This is a genomic window from Novosphingobium sp. 9 (assembly GCF_025340265.1).
GTDB lineage: Bacteria > Pseudomonadota > Alphaproteobacteria > Sphingomonadales > Sphingomonadaceae > Novosphingobium.
Map to the genome: position 1 here is coordinate 452,757 of NZ_CP022708.1, position 23,684 is coordinate 476,440.

Genomic DNA, 23,684 nt, shown 5'->3' on the forward strand with positions numbered 1-23,684 from the left:
ATGGCCACGGCACCCGAACTGCCCTGCTACGCCGCCACGACGTTCGACGCCGCCCAGGCGATCGTCAGGCAAAGCTGCTCGCCACTGGGGATGGAATGGGTTCCGCTGGCGAAGGCCGGCCGCCGGATCCTCGCAGGCGACGCCGTCGCCCGAATTGATTCACCGCGCCGGGACAGCGCGGCGATGGACGGGTTCGCCATTCGCTCCGTGGACCTGATCAGCGACCTTGCACGGCTCGTGCTGCAAGGGGAAAGCGCAGCCGGTGGCGGCCAGCCGCTCCCTCTGCGTCCCGGTGCCGCGATGCGCATCTCCACCGGCGCGCCGATGCCGGTCGGGGCGGACCGGGTCGTGATGGGCGAACACGCGCGTATCGACGGCAGGTTCGTGATCCTCCCGCGCACCTCGGGCAAGCCGCATGTCCGGCCGCGTGCATCCGACTTTGCGAAAGGCACGAGGTTGTTGCCTGCGGGCACCTGTATCGACCCTCGCGCCATGATGGTGGCAGCCGCAGCCGACATCGACACGCTCCCGGTATGGCGACAGCCGCGGCTGCGGGTGCTGACCAATGGCGATGAACTCGTGCCCCCAGGCAGCGCCGCGCCGGATATCGATACGATTCCTGACAGCCTGAGCGAGGCGCTGCTGCTGATGGCGCGCCAATGGGGTGCAAAACCGATGGGCAGCCAGCGATCGAGGGACCGGATGGATGAGTTCCGTGCAAAGGCAATGTCAGCTCTGGAAGAAACGGACCTGCTCGTCATTGCCGGTGGCGCTTCGCACGGGCACCGGGATATGGCACGGGCAGCGTTTGCGCCGCTCGGCTTGCGACTGGCCTTTGCCGGGGTTGCGATGAAGCCCGGCAAGCCGTTGTGGTATGGCAGGATCGGGTGCACGCATGTGCTGGGTTTGCCGGGGAATCCTACAGCCGCGATGACGACGGCTCGCTTGTTTCTGGCGCCGATGATCTGCGCGCTGTCCGGTGCGGGTTTTGATCACGCCCTGCAATGGAGCCTGCGCCGTTTGCTCCACGATGCGCCATCCGGCAGCGATCGCGACCAGTTCCTGTGTGCGACCGGAGAAAGCGCAGGAAATGGTGTGAGCATCATCAAACGACAGGAGGCATCGGCACAGATGATGCTCGCTCAGGCGGACCTGCTGGTGGAGCGTCTCGCGCATTGTGCATCGATGGAGGCAGGTTCCGAGGTACGTTGCCTGCGCTTTTGATATGAGGGGGCTGCCGGTGGCCAATCGTGCCGCTTTCGGGTCTGACGAAGCCGGTGTGCTGATTAACGGGATACTTTTCATCGGGCATGTCCATACCGCGTGGTGGACTTAATGCTACTTTGACATACGCTCGAGAGAACGGGTTCGAATGGGTGATGCCGGCATCGGCCTATACCTTCCCGCTCCCTTCCAACTTTCAACGACCGCTGGCGACTTCGCCGGTTTCTAGGCCGCCGCTGCCAACGGAGGCTTGTAATCCGTCTTGTTCGTATGCGGTACGTGCCATCTTCTTCGTCAGCGCGACAGTGCGAACCAGCATGCGCGCCCCAGGCTTCGTCGAGTGCCCCACGGTGGCTCGCTTGCTGCACTACGGAGCTACTGCTGCTGATAGGCAATCGCCTGAATATAGGTTCGCCAATCCTTGATGTCCGGCCAAGCTTTGTTGTGTCTCCTGTAAATCTTTGTAGTGGGCTGGCCCAAAGCCCCGGCAATGTTGGAACGTCTCTGTTAGCAGTGCCATCGGACCGATCACGGTGACTTTGATCGATCCGATGGCAGGGATGTTCATCAGCCGTCGAGCAACCTTATTCTCGCGGGCGCTCCGTGTAATCTCCTTGTCGAGTCCGGCAATTTTACGGTCAGGCTCATCGACCATGTCCAAGGAAGGTACCTGACGATTTCAATGGTGGGTTTACCAATGTCGGGGTGCTCTCCTGATCTTGCCGCCCGCGTAGCAGCGACTGACGGCGTTGTGGTCCAGTCACGTGAAGTATTTGATTGTCTTAGTAAGTATAAAAATTTTCTGCTGACGTCGATAAGGTTCGGTATCGATTTTGAATACTGTTAATTGGCCATTTTAAAGGTGAAGAAAATCATATTTCAACATGATGATTGCTTAATATTTATCATTTTCGTTAATTTATTTCGTGGCGAAGATTTCCTATCTCCAGAACAGCGCCTTGCGACCCGATCTTGCGCGTTTCCTCCACAGGTCGATGTACATCCACAGCCCCGAGGCCGATAGAAAGACGAGCGAAATTCCCGCCAGCAGATCGAGCATCCGCGCCGGCAAACCGAGCAGTTCGCCGGAATGGAAGTGCTTCATCCACTCATGCACATCGGTTCCGAAGGGGAAGGCCGACCTGGGATAAAGCGGTGAACTGAGCCCTTGTCGCTGGCCATTGGCGGTGTTGTAGACGAGTTGGCGCGTGGGATCGGTTGCGGTGACGACCGCGCCTTCGGCCTGGCCGTACCAGATGCGGGCGCGGATGGCGCGGATCGGTGTGTCGGGCTCTTGCGCTCTGAACGCACGCATTGTGCTTCGTGCGACGGTGGCGGCCTGCGCATCGCTGATCGCCAGTGTTTCGGGCGGGGGCGGTGGCGGTTGAAGGTGGCATAGGCGCTCTCGAACCCGATCCAGGTGCCGCTGAAGGCGACAAGGATGAGCAGTACGGATGCGGCCACCGAAACGCCGCGATGCAGCGAGCGCCATCTGTCCGAAGTCATCCAGAACATGCCGGGTCGCTTGATCTTGCGACGCTGCTTGAGCAGGCGGAAATACATGACCAGCCCGGTGACGATCAGGGCAGACATGGCAAGGCCGCACAGCAGTTCGATATAGACGCCGGGCACGTCGCGCAGGCCAAAGAAGTTTGGTCCCCAGAAACGATGCCATTGCTTGAGCGTCTGGCGCAGCGAGGGGGCCGGGTAGGCGCCGCGCACGTCGATGGGCGCGACCTGTCGCCCGGTCGCGATATCGAATGCGAGCGCTGAAACCGGTGTCCCCATGCGGCGGGGGTCGGGCGGGGCGCCGGGATCGGCATAGGCAACCTGACCGACGACGCGCCCGTCCACCATGCGCAGTTCGACGAAGGCCGGGGTCATGTCGGGCCGCACCTCATGGAAGTGGGTGAGCGCGAGGGAAAAGCCGCGCGCGACGTCGACATTGGCCGGTAGCGAGGCAGAGCTCCAGTCTGCGCGTGTGACCGCAGAGTAGAACCCGTTGCCGAACCGACCTTCATTGATCGACTGCATCGTTGGGTCGCTCTCGGGCTTGCCGGTAAGCAGTGCCGTCAGGTCCAGCGTCTGGATCAGGGTTCCGGTCACGCCGATATAGAGCAGGAACAGGCAGGCGATGAGCGAGAGCACCCGGTGCACGGTGCGCATTTCGATCGACTTGCCGCTTCGTCTGGCAACGGGCGGGGCAGCGGCCTTCCGGACGGGCGCGGGCGGGGAAGGGTTGAGGTCTGGCAAAGGTGGGCACTCCCTTTGCCCTGAGCGGCGCGACGGACGAGGCGCAACGCTCAGGGGCTGAGACTGAAATTACTGGCGGGTGGTGGTGCAATCGATCGATGTGGCCGTGGCGGTGCACCAGCGCATGTATCCGGGCTTGTAGAATCCGGCGCCGGGCCAGTTTCCGAGACCGGCCGGGGCCGGATGTGCAGCGCCCTTCACGAAATTGGCGGCAACCCGGACATCACCTTTCCCGGTGTATTGCGCGATGTAGGGGTAGGGGTAGATCGGCCGGGTCAGGTCGGGCGCGGCGAGGGTGGCCTGACGCGGTCCCGCCCCTTGCTCCATTCCCGGCCCGCGCGGACGGTGAACCCCGGCAAGCGCTGCCGGTGCGATCCCGCGCTCGACCCACAGCATAAGCGGTTCGAGCAGGTCGCTGATCACAGGGCCATCGCCGCCGCCGCAATGGTAGACGCCGGGCAGCACGTAGAAGCGGACGAAACCGTCGACCGTCTTCTCGCCCATCTGGCTTTGCAGCGCCTGATAATAGAGGACGGACTGGTGAACCATGACGTTGGTATCGGCCAATGCCATCCAAAGGATCAGCTTGTGTCCCGCCTTGGCATAGCCCGAAAGGTCCGGGTTGGTGCCGTCGTGAAGATAGCTGTACTTGGTCGTGGCCTCGAACGAGGCATGATCGAAGGTCAGATCCTTCAGTTTCCAGGAGGCTGGCAATGCTGGCAGGCTGTAGTGCGAGCGGATGGCCTTTTCCGTGGCCTTGCGCGCTTCTTCCGGTCCGTTGAAGGGGCCATTGCCGGGAACGATCGTCGCCGTCCAGGCGAGTTCCGATCCGGGCAGGACGCCGCCGGGAGTGAGCTTGCGCCCCGCCTTGTCATGCGCGCCGCGATAGATTTCCTGTGCGACATGGATCTGCGCCGGGGTCAGGCAGGTGGCGGGCTCCTGGCCCGGCCTGCACTCTACCACGGCAATGTCGGGGTGGCAGGCATAGGGCAGCGAGACGATGCCGTCCGTGGCTCCATCCGCCGCATCGCACTGGTCCAGCACTGCCTTGTGCAGGATCGGCAGCTTGTCGGCAGTCAGGATCGGGGCGCCGTCGGGACCGGTGTTGGTCATCACGTTCCACGCGGTGAACAGGCCGTTGTTGACGGTGGTGTTGATGGGCGGGCAGCCCGCGCCGATCCCGTCGAAATCGAGCGGGAAGCGCTGCGCCTCGATCATGCCTTCGCGTGCCGGGTTAGAGCAGGCGTTGTAGTAGGAGAAGCGGGGTTTGCGGCCATAGAATCTGGCGATCAGCGCCTTGGCGGCCAGAACCTGCAGGTGCATCCCGCGATACCCGGCATTGACCTCGCCGCGATAGTCGTTGGCCAGCAGGTCTTCGTTATCCCGTCGGCCCAGATCTTCCCATGATACGGTCGCGAAGCGATCCAGCTTCATCCCCGAAGCGGTCTGAGCGCCGGGACCTCCGCCGAACAGCAGGCGCTGCGTCCATACGTCGGTCGGCAGGTGCAGTTCAAAATGGGCGTAGTTGTCGACCGAGACCTTGGCCGAGCAATAGGGAGCGGTTCCCGGTTCATCGACGATACTGGCAGCATCGACGTGGGCCACAGCACCGACGGTTTGCGAAACGTCGGTCGACGTCAGTGCGGCGCAGGCCATCTGCGGCTTGATCACGGCCAGATCGAGTGGCTCTGCGATGGGTGCGCGGGCCTGAGGCGGCGCGGGCTGATCCGAATGGGCGCTCTGGGTGAAAAGCAACAGCATCGAGGCTGCTCCCACGATCGCTCCGAAACCGAGTTTCGACCGGTGTTTCATTGTCATATCCCTCCCAATTGTCGGCTTATTTCGCCGCCGAGGCCGGTGTGAATGTGTAGCGCCACGACCAGCGCTGCTGCGCGCCGGGGGCGACGTGGATGGCCGTGAACGGCTCGACGGCCACGGCATGGCGGATCGACCAGAGCACGGTGCGCACCAGCGGCGTATCCGTCTGCATGGTAATGCTGGCCCCGTTCGCGCCGGTGACGCGGAAGGCTCCGGGGGCGCGGCCTTCTTTTCGCCCTGAGCAGGCAGTTGCACGCGGTCTCCCGGCTGCAGCGGGGCGATATAGCGAAGCGTGTTTCCTTCGACGCGCGCCAGCGCGGGCGGTGGTGCGGAACCGGTGATCGGAAAGGGAAACTCTGCTTTCACACCCGGACCGATCCCGGCATCGTCGAACCGCGCGAGATTGTGGTTGTAGACCTGCGTGTCGATCGGCTTGCTGCCGATGTTGCGCAACCGGTGCGCGATGGTCATGACCCCGCCGGGCGCGAGGCTGACGGTTTTTTCGTATTCGTAGCCGAACCCTGTCGCGTCCGGCAGCAGGCGCTGGATGAAGGTGATGCGGTCCTTGGCCCGCCGTACCGTCCACCGACCGCCGTCGACGATCGCGTATGGCCGGAAGTGATCGTAGGGCTGAATATCCGGCTTGCGCAGGCGCCCGACGCCGATCTTGATGAAGGTCCCGCCGACCGGCGCGGCATTGTAGCCCGGAACGGTCTCGCCATCACGGTTGGCGAACTCCTCGGCAGGCCCGGTCCCGGCATTGAGCGGGTTGACCACGATGCCGCTCGGCAGATCCGCAAAGTCATGGATGTCGGGTGCGAGGGCATCGAACCAGGGGCCGTAGAACTGCGATCCGTTCATGGTGACGCGGGTAATCATCCCCGACCAGTCGAAACGGGTTCCGCGATAGAAACCGCTTCTGGCATCGGGCAGGGCAATGCGAACTTGCAGGCCGGAACGGTTCAGGACGATACCGGGAGCGGTTTCAGGATCGGGCGCAGGCCCCAAATCGGCGGGCGCGTGATGCGAACCGGTCTGCGCAAGGGCCGCCGAAGCGAGACCCAGCGTGGCGGCGAGCGCGGCCACCAACCGTGCGCGTTGCACGGTCGTTGGCTGCCGACATGACTGGCGCGTGGCGATCATTTTCCTCTCCCCGTCCGCGACATCGCGGCTTTTCCCTGGTCCGTCCGGAAAGACTGGAAGGACGGCCTGTCAAGGATGGGTAGGAGGTTCGGCCAAACCGAAAATGAACGGCTCGGGAAAGCGAGGCGTGATGGCGGGATATGCACGGTCCCGCCATGGATTGCAGCGGGTGGCTGAACTGCGCGTGCCTGTGGAGATCAGCCGTCGCGATGGAGCAGGGCAGGGCGCGGCAATGTGAGGCGGGCCAGCAATCCGCCGAGATGTTCCGAGCGCCCCAGCTCCAGACTGCCACCGTAGAGCTGGGCCAGTTCCTGTGCGATCGAAAGGCCGAAACCGTAGCCGGGCCGACTTTCGTCGAGCCGCATGCCCGGTGTCATGGCTTCGCTCAGCCCCTCTTCGCAGATGCCTGGACCATCGTCGGCGATCGTGATCGCGCAATGGCTGCCTTCCGCAAGGGCGGCCAGACTGACGCGGGTTCGCGCCCATTTGCAGGCGTTGTCCAGCAGATTGCCGACCATCTCGTCGAGATCCTCCGCATCGACCGCGAGCGGGCACGGGGAAGGCACGTCCAGCGTGAAGGCCAGCCCCCGCCGGTCGTGGACATGCTGCATGGCGAAGAGCAGGTCGCGCGCAACCGGTTCCAGATCGGCGCGTGCGCGCGTGCCGACACCCGCCGCCGCTGCGCGTGCACGGCGCAGATGGTGGGCGATGCGCTGGTCGAGATCGGCCACGAGCGCCCGGCTTTCAGGGCTCGCCTCCTCGCGTGCGAGGCGCAGCGCGAGCGTGGCCAGCGGCGTCTTCATTCCATGCGCAAGGTTGGCGACATGACGGCGGGCATGCGCCAGGCCTTCGGCATTCTGTGTCACGAGCGCGTTGAGTTCGAGCGCCAGCGGGCGTAGTTCGACAGGCTGGTCGTCCGGCACCAGCTTGCGCTCTCCGGCGCGGACAGCGGCGATCGCATGGCTTAACTGGCGGATCGGCCGCAGCCCGACGTGGAGCTGGACAAGCGTTGCGGCGGCTAGCCCGACGCTCAGGAGCGCAAGTGTGCCGATGATCTGCCGCAAGGCTGCATGCTCGGGCTCGTCGATCACGCGGTCTGGCGCGGCGACCATGACACGGGCAGGGCCGGAGGGCAACGACAGGCGGCGCAACCGGACATGGAGCGGATTGCCCGCGCCGGATCGCGCGTGGGCACTGTAGATTCCGCGGATGTACTGATGGCCGTCCGGAAACAGGCTGATGGCCGTTATGGCGCTGCCTTTGCCCCAACTGCCACGAGCGGTCTCCACCCGCCAGCTCCAGTCCTGTGCCGGGTTTTCGAGCGTGGGCAGGAACAGCACGCGCGATTGATCGAAATGCCCATCCGGGGTAACGGCGCGCGCCAGTACCAGAACCTGTGTATCGAGCTTGTCGTTCAGGTTGTCGCTGACGACGTGGGATACCCAGTACTTCATAGCGAAACCGCAAGCGATGAGCGCCAGACAGGCGGAGATCGCGGCCAGCAGCGCGATGCGGGCATGGATCGACAGCCGCGTTCCTCGCGATGCTTCTGCGCGTGTCGGGCGCGTGGCGGACCTGTTCCGAAGGCTGCTCGCAGCGGACATGCTCACCGCGGCGGCGGCGCCGGATGGGCTGTCATGCGATAGCCATGACCGCGTACGGTTTCGATGCGTACCGGACCGATCTTGCGGCGCAGGCGTCCGATAATGACTTCCATCGAGTTTGAATCGACATCGGAATTGAATTCGTAAACCCGTTCGATCATTTCGCTGCGCGGTATGACGTGTTCCTTGCGCAGCATGAGCGTTGAGAGGATGCGCCATTCGAAACCGGTAAGGCGCAGCGGCTGGCCCGACAGTTCGAAAGTGCCGTTCTGGCTGTCGAGAACGAGTTCGCCGCACGCGATGCGCGACGCCGCAAAGCCACTGGCGCGGCGGATCATGGCGCGCAGCCGCAGCACGATTTCCTCGGGCACGAACGGCTTGGTCAGGTAATCGTCCGCTCCGGCGCGGAACCCCTGAACCTTGTCCGTCCAGGTGTCGCGCGCCGTCAGGATCAGGACCGGAAAGTTGCGACCGGCCTCCCGCCATTGCCGGACCACCGAGAACCCGTCGAGTACCGGCATGCCGACATCGACGACAGCGGCATCGTAGGGTTCGGTGTCGCCCAGATGGGCCGCATCCTCGCCATTGGCCGAAGTGTCTGCGGCAAAGCCTGCCGTGCGCAGCACGCGGGCAAGCTCACAAGCCAGCGGGTTGTCGTCTTCTGCGACAAGTACACGCATCGTGTTCTCCCTGTTTCCGCAAGTTCGTTCGATCGGCTTGCGGTTGCCGGAGGCATATCACGTTGCTGATGCGCGGGAACAATAACAATCGTGATGTCGGTGGCCCGAAACGTGCTGCGAACGCCTGTCTGCGCTGTCTGGCGATCATGGCTTCAGCAGGGCCACGCTGACGGCCTGCGGTGCCGCGATGCGCGCGGGGGTTGCGGTCAGGCGCCCGGATGCCGGATCGCGGGCAAGCACCGTCACCGAACCCGGCGCGGCATTGGCCAGCAACATCCATTTGCCGGTTTCGTCGATCGCCAGTGATGAGGGGCTGCCATCGCCAGCGGGCATCCGCTGGATTTCGGTAGGGAGCCCGCTATTCGGGTCGAGGGCATAGACCACCACCGTGTCTTCACCGCGATTGGTGACATAGGCGAACCGGCCATCGGGCGAGAGCAGAATTTCGGCTGGGCTGTTGGTGCTCGCTTTTGCGGCGGGAACCACGCGAAGCGATCCGGCGACCCGCAGTGTTTCTTTCGCAGGGTCCCATGCAAGCGTGAAGAGTTGCGAGGTGAATTCGGTCAGTGCGTAGACGAAGCGGCCATCCACCGATAACGCCAGATGTCGCGGAGCACTGCCGGGAGGGAGTTGCAGAAAGGGCGTGGATGCGAGGCTCAGGGCATGGCGCTGCGCATCGATGCGATAGACGAAGATGCGGTCGGCCCCCAGATCGCCGACCAGCAGATGGGTCGCGTCCCGATCCACCAGCACCGCGTGGGCATGGGGGCTGGCCTGTCGGGGTGTTGGACCCGAACCGGTATCGGTCATCACGGAGGTGGGCGGGAGCAGTGTGCCGCCCCGCTGAAGCGGGATCGCCGCGACCTGACCGGTGCCGTAATTGGCTACGAAGAGCGAGGGCGGCATCCCGCCGAGAGCGAGGTGGGTGGCACCGCCGCCGCCGGAGTCCACGCGGCTCAGCAAGGTTAGTTTGCCGGTTTCGGGATCGGCGGTGAAGCTGAGCACCGCGCCGTGCGCCTTGCCGTCGTTGCCGACTTCGCTGACGGAATAGAGAACCGGGCGATGCGGGCTGGGCAGCAGCCAGGTCGGCTGGACCACCTCGGCGGCGTGACCGAACGCAGTCAACGTGCCGGTCCGGGGATCGAAACGGGCCACGCTGATCCCGCCTCCGGGGCCTTCGTGTCGCGAGCCGATATAGACCCATTGCGGCTTCGCGCAGGCATCGTCCGTGCACGATTGGGGCACAGGCGCGGGGGCTGCACCCTGCGCACCTGCCGGCTGTAGCGCCAGCAGCAGGGCGGCAAGCGGCACCGCGAACCGCATTCGATGCTTCGTTTCCATGCCTCTTCTCCCCCCGGTACGCGTTGTTACTTCCATAGAACTGACTTGCGCCCGGACTTTCTGCGCCGCCGGTATAGGTCGATGTACATGAGCAGTCCGGACACGCTCAGGAAAACCAGTGCCAGACCGGCCAGCATATCGAGCAGGCGCGCGGGAAGCCCGAAAAGATATCCCGAATGAAAGTGCTTCATCCATTCGTGAACCCCGATCCCAAGAGGAAACCCGCTGTCCGGATAATACGTCTCGGTCAGGCCGACTTCCCTGCCGCTGGCGGTGTCGAACACGTGCTGGCGCAGGACCGGGCCTGCCGTGACGATGATGCCCTGTTCATGCCCGGCATAGATCCGGACGCGCACGCTGAGGATGGCGGTGTCGGGCTCAGCCCGATGGAATCGTGTCAGGGCATCTTCGGCGATCCGTCTGGCGTCTGTGCCGGAGGTGATCGCGCCCGGTGCGGCGGATGCCGGGGTGAAGAAGGTGTGCCACGTGCTTTCGAAGCCGAGCCATGCTCCGCTCAGCGCAACCGGCACGAGGATCGCTGCGGCTGCCACCGATATGCTGCGGTGAAGCGAGCGCAGGCGATCGCTGGTGGTCCAGAATATCTGCGGTCTGCCCAGTTTGCGCCGCTGTGCGAGCAGCCTGAAATAGACGACGAGACCGGTGCCGATAAACGCGCACATGGCCAGTCCCGAGACGAATTCGACATAGACGCCCGGCACGTCGTCGCTGGTCCAGAAGCGGTGCCATTCCTTCAGGGTCTGGCGTGTCGAGGGCGCCGGAGTGGCTATTCTTGGCGAAAGCGCCTGCACCGGATGCCCGCTGGCCGCATCGTAGGCGGCGATCCCGATCCGCTGCCCATACTCGCCGGAGGTGCGTGGCGCAGATGCATCGAGAAAGCCGATCTGCACGACGGGGCGCCTGTGTGCCATGCGCGCCTCTACGTAGGCGACGGCACGGCGGGGATGCGTCTTGCGGAACTGATCGTATGCGCGTGAAAAATCGGCGCCGGGGCTGTAGCCATCGGGCAAGGCCGGGGCCGTCCAGTCGCGCTGGAGGACGGCTGAGAAATCGTTGTCGCCGAACTTGCCTTCGTTGATGGATTGCATGACCGGGTTGCTTTCGCGTGCTCCGCGAAGGATCGTCGTCAGGTCGATCGCCTGTATCCACGTGCCCGTAGCCCCCAGGTACAACATCAGTACACATGCGCCGAAGGACAGGAGGCGATGAAGCGCGCGGGCTTCGATGGCTTTTCCGGCGCGCCCCGCCACCCTCCGCCGATCTGTTCGGGCAGACGGAGCGGCAGTGGGAACGGATGGGGTATCAACGACACTTCGCGAGGATCGCATGGGCTCGAAGCTCGGGCTGTTGGACGGTTGGGGCGGCACTGCTCTGACAAAGAGGCGGGCGACCGTTGCCGGTGCCCGCCCAGGGAGAGCTTGCCACATTTCGTCCGTCCCGGCGCGATCATTTCCTTGCCATCAACAGAACCGTGTCGAGCCTGCGCCAGGCGACATGCACCTGGGTGAATCCTGCCGCATGAAGCGCGGCGATCTGGTCTTCCAGCAGCGGCGTGCGGAAGTCGGGATGGTGCACCGGCGGCCCTTCTATGCGTGCGGCCAGTCCTTCCTTGTCCAGCGTTGCTCGCGCCACTTCGAGGCGGTGATGCCAGTCGGCGTCCTGCGCGCCGACGTGATCGATGTTGATCACCCATCCCCCCGCCGGGACCAGCCCGTAGGCGATCTTGTAGAAACGCTGGATACCGGGCAGGTCCTGGTGGATGGAAAGCCACGAGGTCAGCAGAACCTGCGTTCCTGCAGGGACGCAGTTCTGTGCGAGATCGCGGCTCGGGCAGCCGATGCGATAGCTTGCATTGTTCCCGAACCGCTTGAGCCGGCGTTCGGCGATGCCCTGATTGGTAGCCACCGGCTCGGTCCACTGCCCTTTCGCTTCGGGAAAGCGGTCCATGAATGCTTCAAGGAACTCTCCGGTAAAGGAACCGACATCGGTGATCCGTGTTACCGGCTGGCCATCGGCGGCCACGATTGCCGCCGCAAGACGCCGAGGTTCCTCAAGGCGGTCTCCGCCCGGCTCGGACGGGTTGTTGGCCTGAAACGGGATTACCTGTTGCGGAACGGAAGGGGTCTGCGCGGGCGCCGTCGCTGCGATCAGCGGAAGGGCGAAAATACCGCAGGCCAACTGCGCGTACCATCGTTGCATATCTGTATCCTCTCGCCTTTCCGACGGTCTGTGCCGTCGTCTTCGCGAGAGGGTATGAGCCGGGTTTCCAAACTGAACCTGAACACAGCCGGGACTGGAGAATATCCGACCAGGCGTTGCAGCAGGTATCCACGCCGAGCATCGAGCGGATGCCGAATTATTTTCCGGGGGAGTAGAGGAAGAGAGGCTCCCGCGCAACTTCCCTGTGCAGCCTTCCTGCTTGACGCGGTTCCTGTCGGACATCGGCCGGCGTGTCGGAAGGCATGACAAGAAGCATTGAATTCAGAACAGAATTGAGGGGAGGACTTCTTGAAAAACCATAGCAAATGGATGTCGTCGGCTGCATGTGCGGCGCTGGCTTTCGTGATTTCCGGTACGGCGATGGCGCAGGCGGGTACGTCCGCGCCTACGGCGAGCCAGACGGACATGCAGGAAATCATCGTCACGGCACAAAAGACCAGCGAAACCGCGTCCAAGACACCCGTCGCGCTGAGCGTGTTCTCCGGCGAGACCCTGAAGGATCAGGGCGTGACCAGCGTCGCGAACATCTCGAACATTGCGCCTTCGGTTGTCGTGGGCAGTGCATCCCAGGGCGTCAACATCGCGATCCGCGGCGTCCAGACGACCGACGTCACCAGCAAGGGTGAGCAGAGCAACGTCTTCAACGTTGACGGGATACCGATCGGCAGGCCGCAGATGATCGGCCTTGCCTTCTTCGATCTGGAGCGCGTGGAAGTGCTGCGCGGCCCGCAGGGAACGCTCTATGGAAAGAGTTCGACGGGCGGTGCGATCAATGTGATCACCGCCAAGCCCAAGGACGACTTCGAGGCATCGGGATCGGTCGAACTGGGCAATTTCAACACCCGTCGCGCCGATGCGATGATCAACGTGCCGATCACGGACACCTTCGCGGTGCGCGCCGCCGTCAACATGAACAAGCGCGACGGCTATATCTATCCGGTGCTTGGCCAGCAATATAGCTACAAGACGCAGGACAAGCTCAACGACGAGGACAACTGGACGGCCCGCATCACCGGCAAGTGGGACTACAGCCCCAGCGGCAACGTGGTGCTGACCGGCACGTTCGGGCATATCGGCGGCACAGGCAGCGCAAACTACGGCATCCTCTACGATCGCTATCTGCACGACAGCGGCAAGAGCGAGCGGGAGGTCTACGCCAACCCGATGGCGGGCAAACTGGACGACGATTTCTACATGATAAACGGCGAGATCAACCAGGATCTCGGCCCTGTCCATTTCACTTATGATGGCGCCTATATCTCGTTCAAGGCCAACGACAACAAGTTCGCCTCGACCGGCGATCCGGCAGGGCAGGACGGCACCGATCCGAACTACCTGTGGAGTCACTACGTCGCGCATATCAAGACCACCTCGCACGAGATCCGTTTCTCGAACAGTTCGCCTTCGCGGCTGGAGTGGGTGATCGGTGCCAACTACTATCACGAAACGATCCCGGAAGAGGATCAGAACTGGCAGACGATCGCCTCTTGTGCGCCCTCGCTTGATGCATCGTGCAACAATCCCAACCCGGTCATCATCGGTACGACCCGGCACACGAGCAAGGGCGTATTCGGCCAGCTCAATTTCCACCTGACCGATAATCTGAAGATTACGGGGGGGCTGCGCTATTCGCAGGATCATGCCACTCGCGATGCGACGGTCTATGCCGGAGGCACTTTCTACGGTGCGGACGGCGAACAGTGCGGCCCGACAGTGCTCTGCACGACTGGGGGCTTTCCAATTCGGGCGAGTTCAGCGGTCACAAGCTGACTTACCGGGTGGGCGCGGAATATCAGATTGATCCGGGCAACATGGTCTATGCCAGCGTGGCGACCGGCTACAAACCCGGCAGTTTCAATGATGTGGACCCCACGAAGCCGGGCAGCGGATCGACCCCCTACGGCGCGGAGAGCCTGACAGCCTACGAGGCCGGGTTCAAGGGGCGGATACTGCCAAACCTCCAGTTCAACACGTCTGTCTATTATTACGACTATTCGAAGTTCCAGCTCACCGGTTCGACATTCCTGACACCCAACCTGACCGGCGGTTCGCCGCTGGTACTCATCTACACCACCATCGTGCCTGTGAAGATGTCGGGTTGGGAAAACGAGCTGATCTGGCGCCCGACACCGCGTGACACGCTCAATCTCGGGTTGACGCGGCAGGGCGGCCATTTTTCGGGTGATGCCTATGTCGGCTTCATCTATTCGAACCAGCAGAACTTCAAGGGCAAGGAACTGGATCTGCTGGCGCGGACCACGATCCGCGGCTCTTACGAGCACCGCTTCGACCTTGCCGGCGGGGGCAACATCACGGCCCACGTGAACACGACCTACAACAGCGGCTACAAGGTGAGCAACTATGCCGGTGACGGCAACCCGTTCACCGGCGTCTACACAGTTCTTCCGGCTCAGTTCACTCAGAAGTCTTTTACGCGCAGTGACCTGATGATCAGCTATACGACTGCATCGGGCAAGTTCAGCATCGACGCCTTCGTGCACAACATCGAGAACAAGATGCAGTTGCTGGGCGCACCGCAGAACATCAATCCCGGTCCGATCGACAACCCGACATCGGGCACCGCCGATCGCACGACGGTCCGGGTCTCTGACCCGCGGCTGTTCGGTGTGCGCCTGACGGTGCGGTACTGACCATGGATTTCGGGCCGCGTTTCCCCTTTTCGGGAAGGCGGCCCGATTTGCTCTTTGAGGAACCTGCCTCGATGCAAGTGCCTTCAGGAAGGCTCGCCAACCCGTCGGCAATTGTGCTCAGGTTTCAGAAATGACGATAATCGGCGGCTTCGTAAGCGAGCGTGCTGACTGTCGTCGGTGGCGGGCATGGAACTGCACCGGCATTGTCACGAGAGATGTTGCGGATTCGCTGACGGTTCGTTCTGCTCGTCCGATCGGAAGGCCAGGCGATGGCATCCGAACACCGGCGCAATCCCTTGATAACATGCTTTTCGATCGTGGAAATACTGAGGCCGAGTTGCCTTGCGATTTCGCTTTGGGACAATCCGTCGATCTTGCGCATCGAAAAGACCTTGCCGCACTGTGGGGGCAGTGACGAGATGCATTTTGTCACTGTCGCCCAGTCATCGCGCGCGACCACGATCCGCTCTGCCGAAGGCGCTTCGCAAGCGATGTCGAAATTCTCCAGATCGTCCATGGTCTGGATCGTCAGGACCCTGTCACGGCGCGCGACCTGCAACGCCAGATTGCGCATGGTGGCAATGCTGAAGGCTCGAACATTTTCGATCCCGTGCCAGTTTTCGTACCGGAAGAGCTGTTCCATCGTATCCTGCAACAGGTCTTCGGGATCGATGGAGATGCCGTGGCACAACCGCCGGGCATGGCGTTTCAGGTCGGTTTCGAGTGGGAGGACGGCGATGCGGAACCAGCGGCGCCGGTCGTTGTCGAGCCCGGTCATGCGATGTTCGATTCACGATGCACGGCCAAGTCCCGTGGACGCCCTCCGGCCGATACCAAGCCGCGTGAACAGGGCGCGGGCGCGTCATGGTTTCCCGGCTTTTGCATCGCCTCGTCTCTGCGAAGCATCAGGCGTCCCATCATCGCTCTCTCCCGAGTGCCGATTGTCTTTCAGGTCGCTATGCGGGGTCGGATTAAACTGAATCTGAATGCGGCGCGGGGCGTCGATTGCGCTGCGGGGAGAGGCGGATGCGGTGGCGATACGGGTGCGAAACCGCGCCTTCGCCGAGCGCTGCGGCTCGTTTGATTTCGGTTCAGGATGATGGGCTATGGCGGCTCTCGGGAGCCTGGATCAACTGGAAGAACAATGCCCTCACTGCGTCATGCCTTGCTTATTTCCGCTGCGTTGACAGTCGCTTCTGCCGGTTCGGTGCGCGCGGGCGAGCCGATGGGCCTGCGTGCAGATGCAGCGCCGACCTCGGTCCCCGCCGGTGTCCGGACGACTTTCGTGCATCATGCCGACGATGATTACGGCGTGCTGTATGAACCGACGAAACCGGAAGACAGGGCGACCATTGGCATCGTCGTTACGCACTATGGCGATTATACCCGCTTCATCGCCTGCCCCGAGCTTGCCCGTCGCGGCTATCGCGTCCTGTGCGAGAGCCCGAGCAGCGGGAACCTCGACAAGACGATTGCGGAGACAGGGCTGGCGGTCGATTTCCTCAAGCGTCTTGCGGGCGTGCGCAAGGTCGTCCTGCTGGGGCACAGCGGAGGGGCGACGATCGTCAGCGCCTATCAGGCGATGGCGGAAAGCGGACTCGGTTTCTGCCAGAATGCGCGCATGGTTCATGCGTGTCCCTCGGACCTTGCCGGGCTGACCCCGGCGGATGGTGTCATCCTGCCGGATGCCAACTGGGGCGATGCGGAAATGACGCTGTTCAGCATCGACCCTGCGGTAGTCGACGAAAGCGATGGAACCGCGATCGACGAAGATCTCGACATGTACTCCGCCAAGAACGGATTCTCGCCGGGCGGCAGCCAGTACAGCGAGAGCTTTCGTCGCAAGTTTCTGGCGGCTGAGGCTGCGCGCTACAACCGTCTTGTCGCCGCAGCGCAGGCAAAGGTCGCCCGGCTCGATGCCGGCACCGCTGCCTTCACCGGCGATGCCCCGATGGTTATTTCCGGCGGCAGCAGTCTGGGACCGAACAACAAGCTTTTTTCGCAGGATACCGGCCTGCTCTCGACATCGAGCAAGCCTTATCCGCTGCTCCACAAGGGCGGCGCCCAGACCAGCGAGGTGATCCATTCGCTGCGCGTTGCGCAAGGGCATGGCATCCCTGCGGCGAACTTCAGGATGGGCACCATGAATACCACGGTGCGCGATTTCCTGTCCGGTTTCGCTATCCGGGTCGCCCCCGACTTCTATTACGATGCCACCTCGATCCACGGGATCGACTGGGATTCCAGTTACGCCAACCCGCCGGGTAATGTCGGGCATATCCATGTGCCGCTGATCGCCATGGGCATGACGGGCCACTGGGAAGGTCTGGCCGCCGAGACGATCTATGAGCACGCCACCAGCGCGGACAAGCAGATCGCCTTCGTCGAGGGCGCCTCGCACATGTACGTGCCTTGCACGGAGTGCGAACGGACGCCCGACGAATTCGGCGACACCGTCAAGACACTGTTCGATTACCTCGACGGCTGGCTCTCGAAGCCGGGCCGTTTCCTGCCCACGCGCTGATCGCCGATAGAGAGATGGAGCATTTACCCATGGCCAACCGACCCCTTCGCCTCGCAAGCGCCGTGCTGGGCACCGTCATGTTGTTCGGCGCCGTTGCGCTACAGGCGCAGGACGGGCACCCGGAGCGGAACACGACACCCCCAAGCCCGCAATCGATGACGGGCGACTACTTCGACATTCCGCAAAGCGCGCAGTTGAAGGTGCCGCTTGGTCCTCCCGCCGGGCCGCGCCCCAAGGACTTGCCACAACGCCCGACCCTGGCCCCGATTCCGGGGCCGAGCGGAGAACTGGCCGCCGAAGCGGCATTGGCTGCGCTGCATTCGTGTGCGAAGGACGGGTATAGCGTGACAGTCGCCGTGTCTGATGCCGAAGGCGATCTCAAGGCGGCGCTGGCGGGCGAGGGCACCATGCCCAATGGCATTTACATGGCCATGCACAAGACCTTGACGGTCGTGGGTTTCCGCATGTCGACACTGCAACTGCGGGCCAGAATCGAGAAGGACCCATCGGTCATGGATCAGGTCAAACCGAACATGTCGCTACTGCCCGGCGGCCTGCCGATCATCAAGGACGGCCGCTTCCTCGGTGCGATCGCCACAAGCGGCGCCAGCGCTCACGAAGAGGAAAAGTGCGCCGCAGATGGAATCGCGAAAATCGTTGACCGGCTCTGAGAGTTTTTCGGAAGGCAGGTCACTCTGATCGAGCCTGAGACTGGGTCGGCCCAATTTCAGCGATGAGTTCAAGGCTCTCCTGAGCTTGCCGAGGGGCGTGATACGGTGGCCCAGACCACCGAGCGGCTCGGCGTCAGTCAGCATTCGCTGTATGCCTGGAAGCGGCAGCGGACGAAGGTGGTGTCTGACGATGCCGGCAGGGGCATCATCCAATTCGCCGACTGGCGGCGCAACCGAAACACCACTTTCTCGCTTTAGATGCGCTTTGACATGATCTGCGAGGCTAACTGCATCGAGCATTGCCTTACCAAGATGGACCACCCTTGGACCAACGGCCAAGCCGGGCCGATGGATCGCGCCATCAAGAAGGCGACCGTCAAACGCTTCCATTACAAGTCGTCAGCAGCTGGACACACCTGACTGATTTCAACGCTGCCTAAGTTTTGACGGCAGACTCGAGAGCCTAAGTGGTCTTACGCCCTACAGATATATCACAGAGGTCTGGACTTCAGCTTCCGACCGTTTCATCCTTAGCACGATCTTTTAATTGCTTAAGATAAGCACTTGGCACTGCGTACACATCCAGATGACGCTTATCCCAATACAAGATGATCTGCTAGAAAATCGACGAAAACACGAGTTTTCGGGGGAAGATAGCGGTTCGCCGGCCACAATACCCTGAACGAACCTACATCGCGCAGCTTGTCATCGAGAAGCGGAACCAGCGTACCGTCCGCGATTTGCCGGTTGACCGCAAATGGGGGCAGGCACGCAATGCCAAAGCCTTGCTCCGCGAGATAGAGGAGGGGCTCGATCGTACTGACGATCGCCGTCTGCGGCAGATCGAGTTCCAGATCCATACCGTCCTGTACGAGTGGCCACCGCTCCAGCCTGCCACTGTTCATATAACGATGATGCAGGCAGGCATGATCCATCAGGTGTGCCGGAACAAGCGGCGTACCGCGTCGGGCTAGATAGGCAGGGGAAGCGACTATGCGGTGTCGGAAGACGCCCAGTTTGCGGCTCATCAGGCGAGTATCGGCAATTTCGCCGGTACGGATAACCGCATCGAACCCTTCCTCGATTACCGCGACCATCCGGTCGGTAAAATCGAGATCCATCCGGATTTGTGGCCATGCTTTCATGAATGCGGCGATCACCGGCATCAAAAGCATTCCCGCGATCGGCAGGCTAACCCTCAACACACCAGAAGGCGCATCACTGGCCTGGAACAGCATCGCCTCGGCGGCATCGACTTCAACGAAGATACGGCGGCAGTGATCGAGGAAAGTTGCGCCTTCCGCCGTCAAAGTCATGCTGCGGGTGCTGCGATGGAACAGCCGGACTCCCAACCGGTCTTCCAGCCGCGCGACGGCCTTCCCCACAGCGGAAGCGGAAATGCCGAGGTCGCGACCTGCCGCGACGAAACTGCGGGTTTCGGCAGCACGCATAAAGGCGTTGAGAGCGCCTAGCCGGTCCATCATCGAAAAGCCCTCATTCCGGACGTCAACGTCCTGACTATCCGGAACTGTAGCTGATTTCTCCGCAATTGCACTGCGGCTAGGGCTGACCAGCCGAAACCATTAGCGAATTGCGAGAACAGCCATCATGCAGCCTCAACGAAAATCTCCCGCGCGCGCGGCCGATAAGGAACGGGACCGCCTGCCGTTCGCCAGCCTGCTGGCGCTGGCAGCCGCAGGCTTCCTCACCATTCTCACCGAGACACTCCCCGCCGGCCTGCTGCCGCAGATCAGTGACGGGCTGCACATCTCCCACGGGCTCGCCGGCCAATTGGTGACGATTTACGCGATCGGCTCGCTGGTTGCGGCAATCCCGCTGACAAGTGCCACCCAGGCCATGCGGCGGCGGCCCTTGCTGCTGGCGGCGATCACCGGCTTCGCTCTCGCCAACGTCATCACGGCCCTGTCATCCTCGTATGCGGTCGTGATGGTGGCGCGCCTGCTGGCCGGAATCTCTGCCGGGCTGCTCTGGGCGTTGCTCGCAGGCTATGCATCACGCATGGTTGCGCCTCATCTCGAAGGACGGGCGATTGCCGTCGCCATGGTCGGCACCCCGCTCGCACTGTCGATCGGGGTCCCGGCTGGCACGTTTTTGGGCACATTGGTGGGGTGGCGGATCAGCTTTGGCATTATGAGCGCGCTGACACTGGTGTTGATCGGCTGGACCTGTTGGAAGGTCCCGGACTTCCCGGGCGCGAAACGCGGCAAGAAAACGTCCCTGGCGACAGTATGGAGGACGCCCGGCGTTCGGCCGATCCTGATGGTGACCTTCACGTTCGTGCTCGCCCACAATATTCTCTACACCTATATCGCGCCCTTTCTGGCCCAGTCCGGCATGGTCGCGCAGACGGACCGGGTGCTGCTGGCATTCGGCGCTGCGGCCTTGCTGGGCATCTGGGTGATCGGTGCCTTGATCGATCACCGGCTACGGCTTTTGACTCTGGGCTCTATTATCCTGTTCGCTGTTGCAGTGCTGATCCTGGGCCTTGGGCGATCCGAGCCCATGGCCGTCTATGCCGGTGTCACGATCTGGGGCGGCGCCTTTGGCGGCGTTGCGACCCTATTTCAGACAGCATCGGCCAAGGCGGCGCGCGAGGGTGCCGATGTCGCGCAGTCGATGATCGTGACCGTATGGAACCTTGCGATAGCAGGCGGCGGCATCGCGGGCGGACTTATCCTTGGTGGCCTGGGCCCGGCCTCCCTGGTGTGGAGCTTGCTCCCTCTTTTGGTGGCCGCCTTTTTCATTGTCCACTTAACCGATGCTTTCGATGGGCGGAACTGACAAATGCCGGAGAACAGCCATCAATAGAATTAATATGCCAGTTAATTGCATAATTGCTGTCATGTAATTTTATCTTGGTGCGCGCGGCGCAATATTAATCTCTGGTAAAGCGTTGGTGTCTTGAATATCTTTATGGAGGTCTGCTCAATACATTACGAATTTGCAGCAAAATCGGGGTTATTTATAAGCGATCCAATCCGCTCCAGGCTGGCAAGGATCATTGCCTGTTCCCAGCGTGGCAAGGTGCTGAAACCGCTCCCGAAACGCAATTGCAGCGGCGATGGCAGATCGCTGAGGCGCTGAAGGCCTTCGGCGGTTGTGCGCACCAGGATCTGGCGTCGGTCGCTGTCGCTTCGCGTCCGCGTTACAAGTCCGCCAGCCACCAGCTTGTCGACGATGTTGGTGATGGTCGCTTGTCCGAACCGCAAAGCGGCAGCGACGGCGCTTGGCGTCGTCCCTTCGCCGGTGCCGATCTGGCGCAGCACCAGCGCCTGCGATGGCGTCAGCCCCGTCAAAGCTGCCATTTTCCGGTTCTCCAGATCGGCTACGTCGAGAATTTTTCTCAGGGCCGAAAGAGCTGCCGGTGTGAGGTCGCTGTCCATGCCCGACAGGTAGCTTTCCTGCGGGCTTGCGCCAAGCTGCAAGATACTTCCAAAATCGAAATACTGCGCTCCAAAAACATGCCTGGCAGCAACCTTTTCGCATATCGGAGGTTGCAATGAACCGCGACAGACGTATGTTATCCCGCATCAGAAGTCAGAATGAGGCAAATGCCAAGCACGCGAATGTGCTTCGGAGGGTGAAGTAATCTTTGATGCAGGCGTAAACGAAGTTCGCCCCGGAAAGCATTCCGAGGGCTCCAGTTCCATGAGCGATAAAACCCCGCCGGTCCTACGCCGGCCTACCGCCGAAGATGGCCCCGCCGTCACCTCGCTGATCGCGGCCTGTGCGCCGCTCGATCCCAATTCGGCCTATTGCAACCTGCTTCAATGCAGCGATTTCGCCGACACCTGCATCGTTGCCCAGCGCGATGACGAGATCGTCGGATGGATTTCCGCCTATCGTCCGCCTTCGCACCCCGAACGGATCTTCGTCTGGCAGGTTGCCGTCGCCGCATCCGCCCGTGGCGAAGGGTTGGGCGGACGAATGCTCGACGAGCTTGTCGCGCGCCCTGCCGTGCAGGGTGCCACCACGCTGACCACCACCATCACCGAGGCCAACCCGGCCTCCTGGGCGCTGTTCGGCGCCTTTGCGCGCCGCCACGGCGCCAGCCTCTCGAAATCCGAGCGCTTCACACGCGCTGCGCACTTCGCCGGGGCACATGACACGGAATGGCAGGCGAGCATCGCTCCGCTGCCGTCCGCCCATACCTGAACAGGGAAATCCCGACATGACCAAGACCCCCATGCCGAGCGCCACCGCGCCGGATACGAAGATCTATGACCGCCGCGAATCCAAGGTTCGCAGCTACTCCCGCGCCATGCCGCGCCAGTTCGGCAAGGCGCAGGGCGTGTGGCTGCACGACGGCGAAGGCGGTCGTTATCTCGACTTTCTGTCGGGCTGCTCGTCGCTGAATTACGGCCACAACCATCCGGTGCTGAAAAAGGCCTTGATGGAGTACATCGCCAATGACGGCGTGACCCACGCGCTCGACCTGCACACCGATGCCAAGAGCGCGTTCCTGCGCGCGCTCGAAGACGTCATCCTGACCCCGCGCGGCCTCGATTATCGCGCGATGTTTACAGGCCCCACCGGCACCAACGCCGTGGAAGCTGCGATCAAGCTCGCGCGCAAGGTGACGGGCCGCGAACTGGTGGTGGCGTTCACCAACGGCTTCCACGGCATGACGCTCGGCGCACTCGCCTGCACCGGCAATGCCGGCAAGCGAGGTGGCGCGGGCGTGCCGCTCAGCCATGTCAGCCACGAGCCGTTCGACGGCTATTATGGCGAGGACGTGGACACTGCCGACCTGCTCGAACAGCGCCTTGCCGATCCGTCGAGCGGCCTCGATGCGCCTGCCGCCTTCCTCGTCGAGACGGTCCAGGGCGAAGGTGGGCTCAATGCGGCGCGGCCCGAATGGCTGCGCCGCATCGCCGCCCTTGCCAGAAAGCATGGCGCGCTGATGATCGTCGACGATATTCAGGCAGGCTGCGGGCGCACCGGCAGCTTTTTTAGCTTCGAAGGCATGGGCTTCACGCCGGACATCGTCACCATGGCGAAGTCGCTTTCGGGCATGGGCCTGCCTTTCGCCCTCACGCTGATGCGCCCCGAACTCGACGTGTGGAGCCCCGGCGAGCACAACGGCACGTTCCGCGGCAACAACCATGCCTTCGTCACGGCAACGGCAGCGTTGCGCGAGTTCTGGGCCGATCCGGCCTTCATCGACGCCGTGGCGCGCAGGGGCAAGATCCTCGAAACGCGCCTCGATCGCATGGCCGAGCGCCATGGCCTGACCACGCGCGGCCGGGGCATGATGCGCGGCATCAACGTCGGCTCGGGCGAAGTCGCCTCGCAGATCACGTCTGCCTGCTTCGACGAAGGCCTGATCATCGAAACCAGCGGCGCGCATGACGAGATCGTCAAGGTGCTCGCCCCACTGACCATCGAGGATGCGGTGTTCGAAGCCGGGCTCGACATTCTGGAAGAAGCGGTCGCCCAGGCGATCGCGCCGGTCAAACGCGCACTGCCGAAAATCGGCGTCGCCGCCTGATCCTCCGCTCAAGTTCAAGGAATTA

General features: G+C 62.6%; 21 protein-coding genes and 1 pseudogene. 10 read left to right on the top strand and 12 right to left on the bottom strand.

The features are described from left to right. Positions 1 to 1,224, top strand: coding sequence for a molybdopterin molybdotransferase MoeA (locus tag CI805_RS16750; protein ID WP_260929372.1), 1,224 nt, complete (start codon positions 1 to 3; stop codon positions 1,222 to 1,224). Between the two features lie 196 nt (positions 1,225 to 1,420). Here the strand turns inward: CI805_RS16750 and CI805_RS16755 are convergent, their stop codons facing one another. The 9 genes and pseudogenes from CI805_RS16755 to CI805_RS16800 all read right to left on the bottom strand — a co-directional run bounded on the left by CI805_RS16755 (position 1,421) and on the right by CI805_RS16800 (position 12,103). Beyond that, a complete protein-coding gene (locus CI805_RS16755) occupies positions 1,421 to 1,543 on the bottom strand; it encodes a hypothetical protein (protein ID WP_260929374.1) in 123 nt (40 codons plus the stop codon). 48 nt (positions 1,544 to 1,591) lie between these two features. Beyond that, entirely contained in the window at positions 1,592 to 1,879 is a 288-nt protein-coding gene (locus CI805_RS16760) for a hypothetical protein (protein WP_260929377.1), read from the bottom strand. A gap of 285 nt (positions 1,880 to 2,164) precedes the next feature. Beyond that, positions 2,165 to 3,390 (bottom strand): annotated as a pseudogene (locus CI805_RS16770) (PepSY-associated TM helix domain-containing protein). A 156-nt stretch (positions 3,391 to 3,546) separates the two neighbouring features. After that, positions 3,547 to 6,438, bottom strand: coding sequence for a tannase/feruloyl esterase family alpha/beta hydrolase (locus tag CI805_RS16775; protein ID WP_260929382.1), 2,892 nt, complete (start codon positions 6,436 to 6,438; stop codon positions 3,547 to 3,549). A 197-nt stretch (positions 6,439 to 6,635) separates the two neighbouring features. Then, a complete protein-coding gene (locus tag CI805_RS16780) occupies positions 6,636 to 8,042 on the bottom strand; it encodes a sensor histidine kinase (protein ID WP_260929383.1) in 1,407 nt (468 codons plus the stop codon). A gap of 2 nt (positions 8,043 to 8,044) precedes the next feature. Beyond that, entirely contained in the window at positions 8,045 to 8,722 is a 678-nt protein-coding gene (locus CI805_RS16785) for a response regulator transcription factor (RefSeq protein ID WP_260929385.1), read from the bottom strand. Positions 8,723 to 8,866: 144 nt separating this feature from the next. Then, complete coding sequence (locus CI805_RS16790) at positions 8,867 to 10,063, bottom strand: lactonase family protein (RefSeq protein ID WP_260929387.1); 1,197 nt, start codon at positions 10,061 to 10,063, stop codon at positions 8,867 to 8,869. Between the two features lie 26 nt (positions 10,064 to 10,089). Further along, positions 10,090 to 11,256 carry a PepSY domain-containing protein gene (locus CI805_RS16795; protein WP_409934975.1) on the bottom strand — a complete coding sequence of 389 codons (1,167 nt, stop codon included), beginning with the start codon at positions 11,254 to 11,256 and terminating at the stop codon, positions 10,090 to 10,092. A gap of 271 nt (positions 11,257 to 11,527) precedes the next feature. Beyond that, complete coding sequence (locus CI805_RS16800; RefSeq protein ID WP_260929391.1) at positions 11,528 to 12,103, bottom strand: hypothetical protein; 576 nt, start codon at positions 12,101 to 12,103, stop codon at positions 11,528 to 11,530. A 507-nt stretch (positions 12,104 to 12,610) separates the two neighbouring features. On the opposite strand from CI805_RS16800, the gene CI805_RS16805 reads away from it, so the two are divergent. Both CI805_RS16805 and CI805_RS16810 read left to right on the top strand, forming a co-directional pair. Beyond that, a complete protein-coding gene (locus tag CI805_RS16805; RefSeq protein ID WP_260929394.1) occupies positions 12,611 to 14,071 on the top strand; it encodes a TonB-dependent receptor in 1,461 nt (486 codons plus the stop codon). Then, on the top strand, positions 14,002 to 14,952 hold the full coding sequence (locus tag CI805_RS16810; protein ID WP_260929395.1) for a TonB-dependent receptor domain-containing protein: 951 nt from the start codon (positions 14,002 to 14,004) through the stop codon (positions 14,950 to 14,952). The genes CI805_RS16805 and CI805_RS16810 overlap by 70 nt, the downstream gene beginning before the upstream one ends. A 124-nt stretch (positions 14,953 to 15,076) precedes the next feature. Here CI805_RS16810 and CI805_RS16815 read toward each other — a convergent pair whose 3' ends face one another. Beyond that, positions 15,077 to 15,730: an RNA polymerase sigma factor gene (locus CI805_RS16815; RefSeq protein ID WP_260929397.1), complete on the bottom strand. Its 654-nt coding sequence runs from the start codon at positions 15,728 to 15,730 to the stop codon at positions 15,077 to 15,079. A 405-nt stretch (positions 15,731 to 16,135) separates the two neighbouring features. Between CI805_RS16815 and CI805_RS16820 the strand changes: the two genes are divergently transcribed. From CI805_RS16820 to CI805_RS16835, 4 genes are all read left to right on the top strand, one after another. Beyond that, positions 16,136 to 17,476: a hypothetical protein gene (locus tag CI805_RS16820; protein ID WP_260929399.1), complete on the top strand. Its 1,341-nt coding sequence runs from the start codon at positions 16,136 to 16,138 to the stop codon at positions 17,474 to 17,476. A gap of 29 nt (positions 17,477 to 17,505) precedes the next feature. After that, entirely contained in the window at positions 17,506 to 18,147 is a 642-nt protein-coding gene (locus CI805_RS16825; protein WP_260929400.1) for a GlcG/HbpS family heme-binding protein, read from the top strand. Positions 18,148 to 18,252: 105 nt separating this feature from the next. Beyond that, entirely contained in the window at positions 18,253 to 18,405 is a 153-nt protein-coding gene (locus CI805_RS16830; protein WP_260929402.1) for a hypothetical protein, read from the top strand. Then, the gene (locus CI805_RS16835) at positions 18,406 to 18,567 is read left to right on the top strand and encodes a hypothetical protein (protein WP_409934976.1); all 162 of its coding nucleotides are present in this window, start codon (positions 18,406 to 18,408) and stop codon (positions 18,565 to 18,567) included. A 173-nt stretch (positions 18,568 to 18,740) separates the two neighbouring features. Here the strand turns inward: CI805_RS16835 and CI805_RS16840 are convergent, their stop codons facing one another. Beyond that, positions 18,741 to 19,631 carry a LysR family transcriptional regulator gene (locus CI805_RS16840; RefSeq protein WP_260929403.1) on the bottom strand — a complete coding sequence of 297 codons (891 nt, stop codon included), beginning with the start codon at positions 19,629 to 19,631 and terminating at the stop codon, positions 18,741 to 18,743. A 124-nt stretch (positions 19,632 to 19,755) separates the two neighbouring features. Here CI805_RS16840 and CI805_RS16845 point away from each other — a divergent pair, with 124 nt between their 5' ends. Further along, the gene (locus CI805_RS16845) at positions 19,756 to 20,949 is read left to right on the top strand and encodes an MFS transporter (protein WP_260929404.1); all 1,194 of its coding nucleotides are present in this window, start codon (positions 19,756 to 19,758) and stop codon (positions 20,947 to 20,949) included. A gap of 152 nt (positions 20,950 to 21,101) precedes the next feature. Here CI805_RS16845 and CI805_RS16850 read toward each other — a convergent pair whose 3' ends face one another. Then, positions 21,102 to 21,551 carry a MarR family winged helix-turn-helix transcriptional regulator gene (locus tag CI805_RS16850; protein WP_260929405.1) on the bottom strand — a complete coding sequence of 150 codons (450 nt, stop codon included), beginning with the start codon at positions 21,549 to 21,551 and terminating at the stop codon, positions 21,102 to 21,104. 265 nt (positions 21,552 to 21,816) lie between these two features. Here CI805_RS16850 and ectA point away from each other — a divergent pair, with 265 nt between their 5' ends. Together ectA and ectB are read left to right on the top strand one after the other, a co-directional pair. Continuing rightward, on the top strand, positions 21,817 to 22,323 hold the full coding sequence (ectA, locus tag CI805_RS16855; RefSeq protein ID WP_260929406.1) for a diaminobutyrate acetyltransferase: 507 nt from the start codon (positions 21,817 to 21,819) through the stop codon (positions 22,321 to 22,323). Between the two features lie 16 nt (positions 22,324 to 22,339). Next, positions 22,340 to 23,659, top strand: a complete 1,320-nt coding sequence (gene ectB / locus CI805_RS16860; RefSeq protein ID WP_260929407.1) for a diaminobutyrate--2-oxoglutarate transaminase — start codon at positions 22,340 to 22,342, stop codon at positions 23,657 to 23,659. Positions 23,660 to 23,684 lie beyond the last annotated feature (25 nt).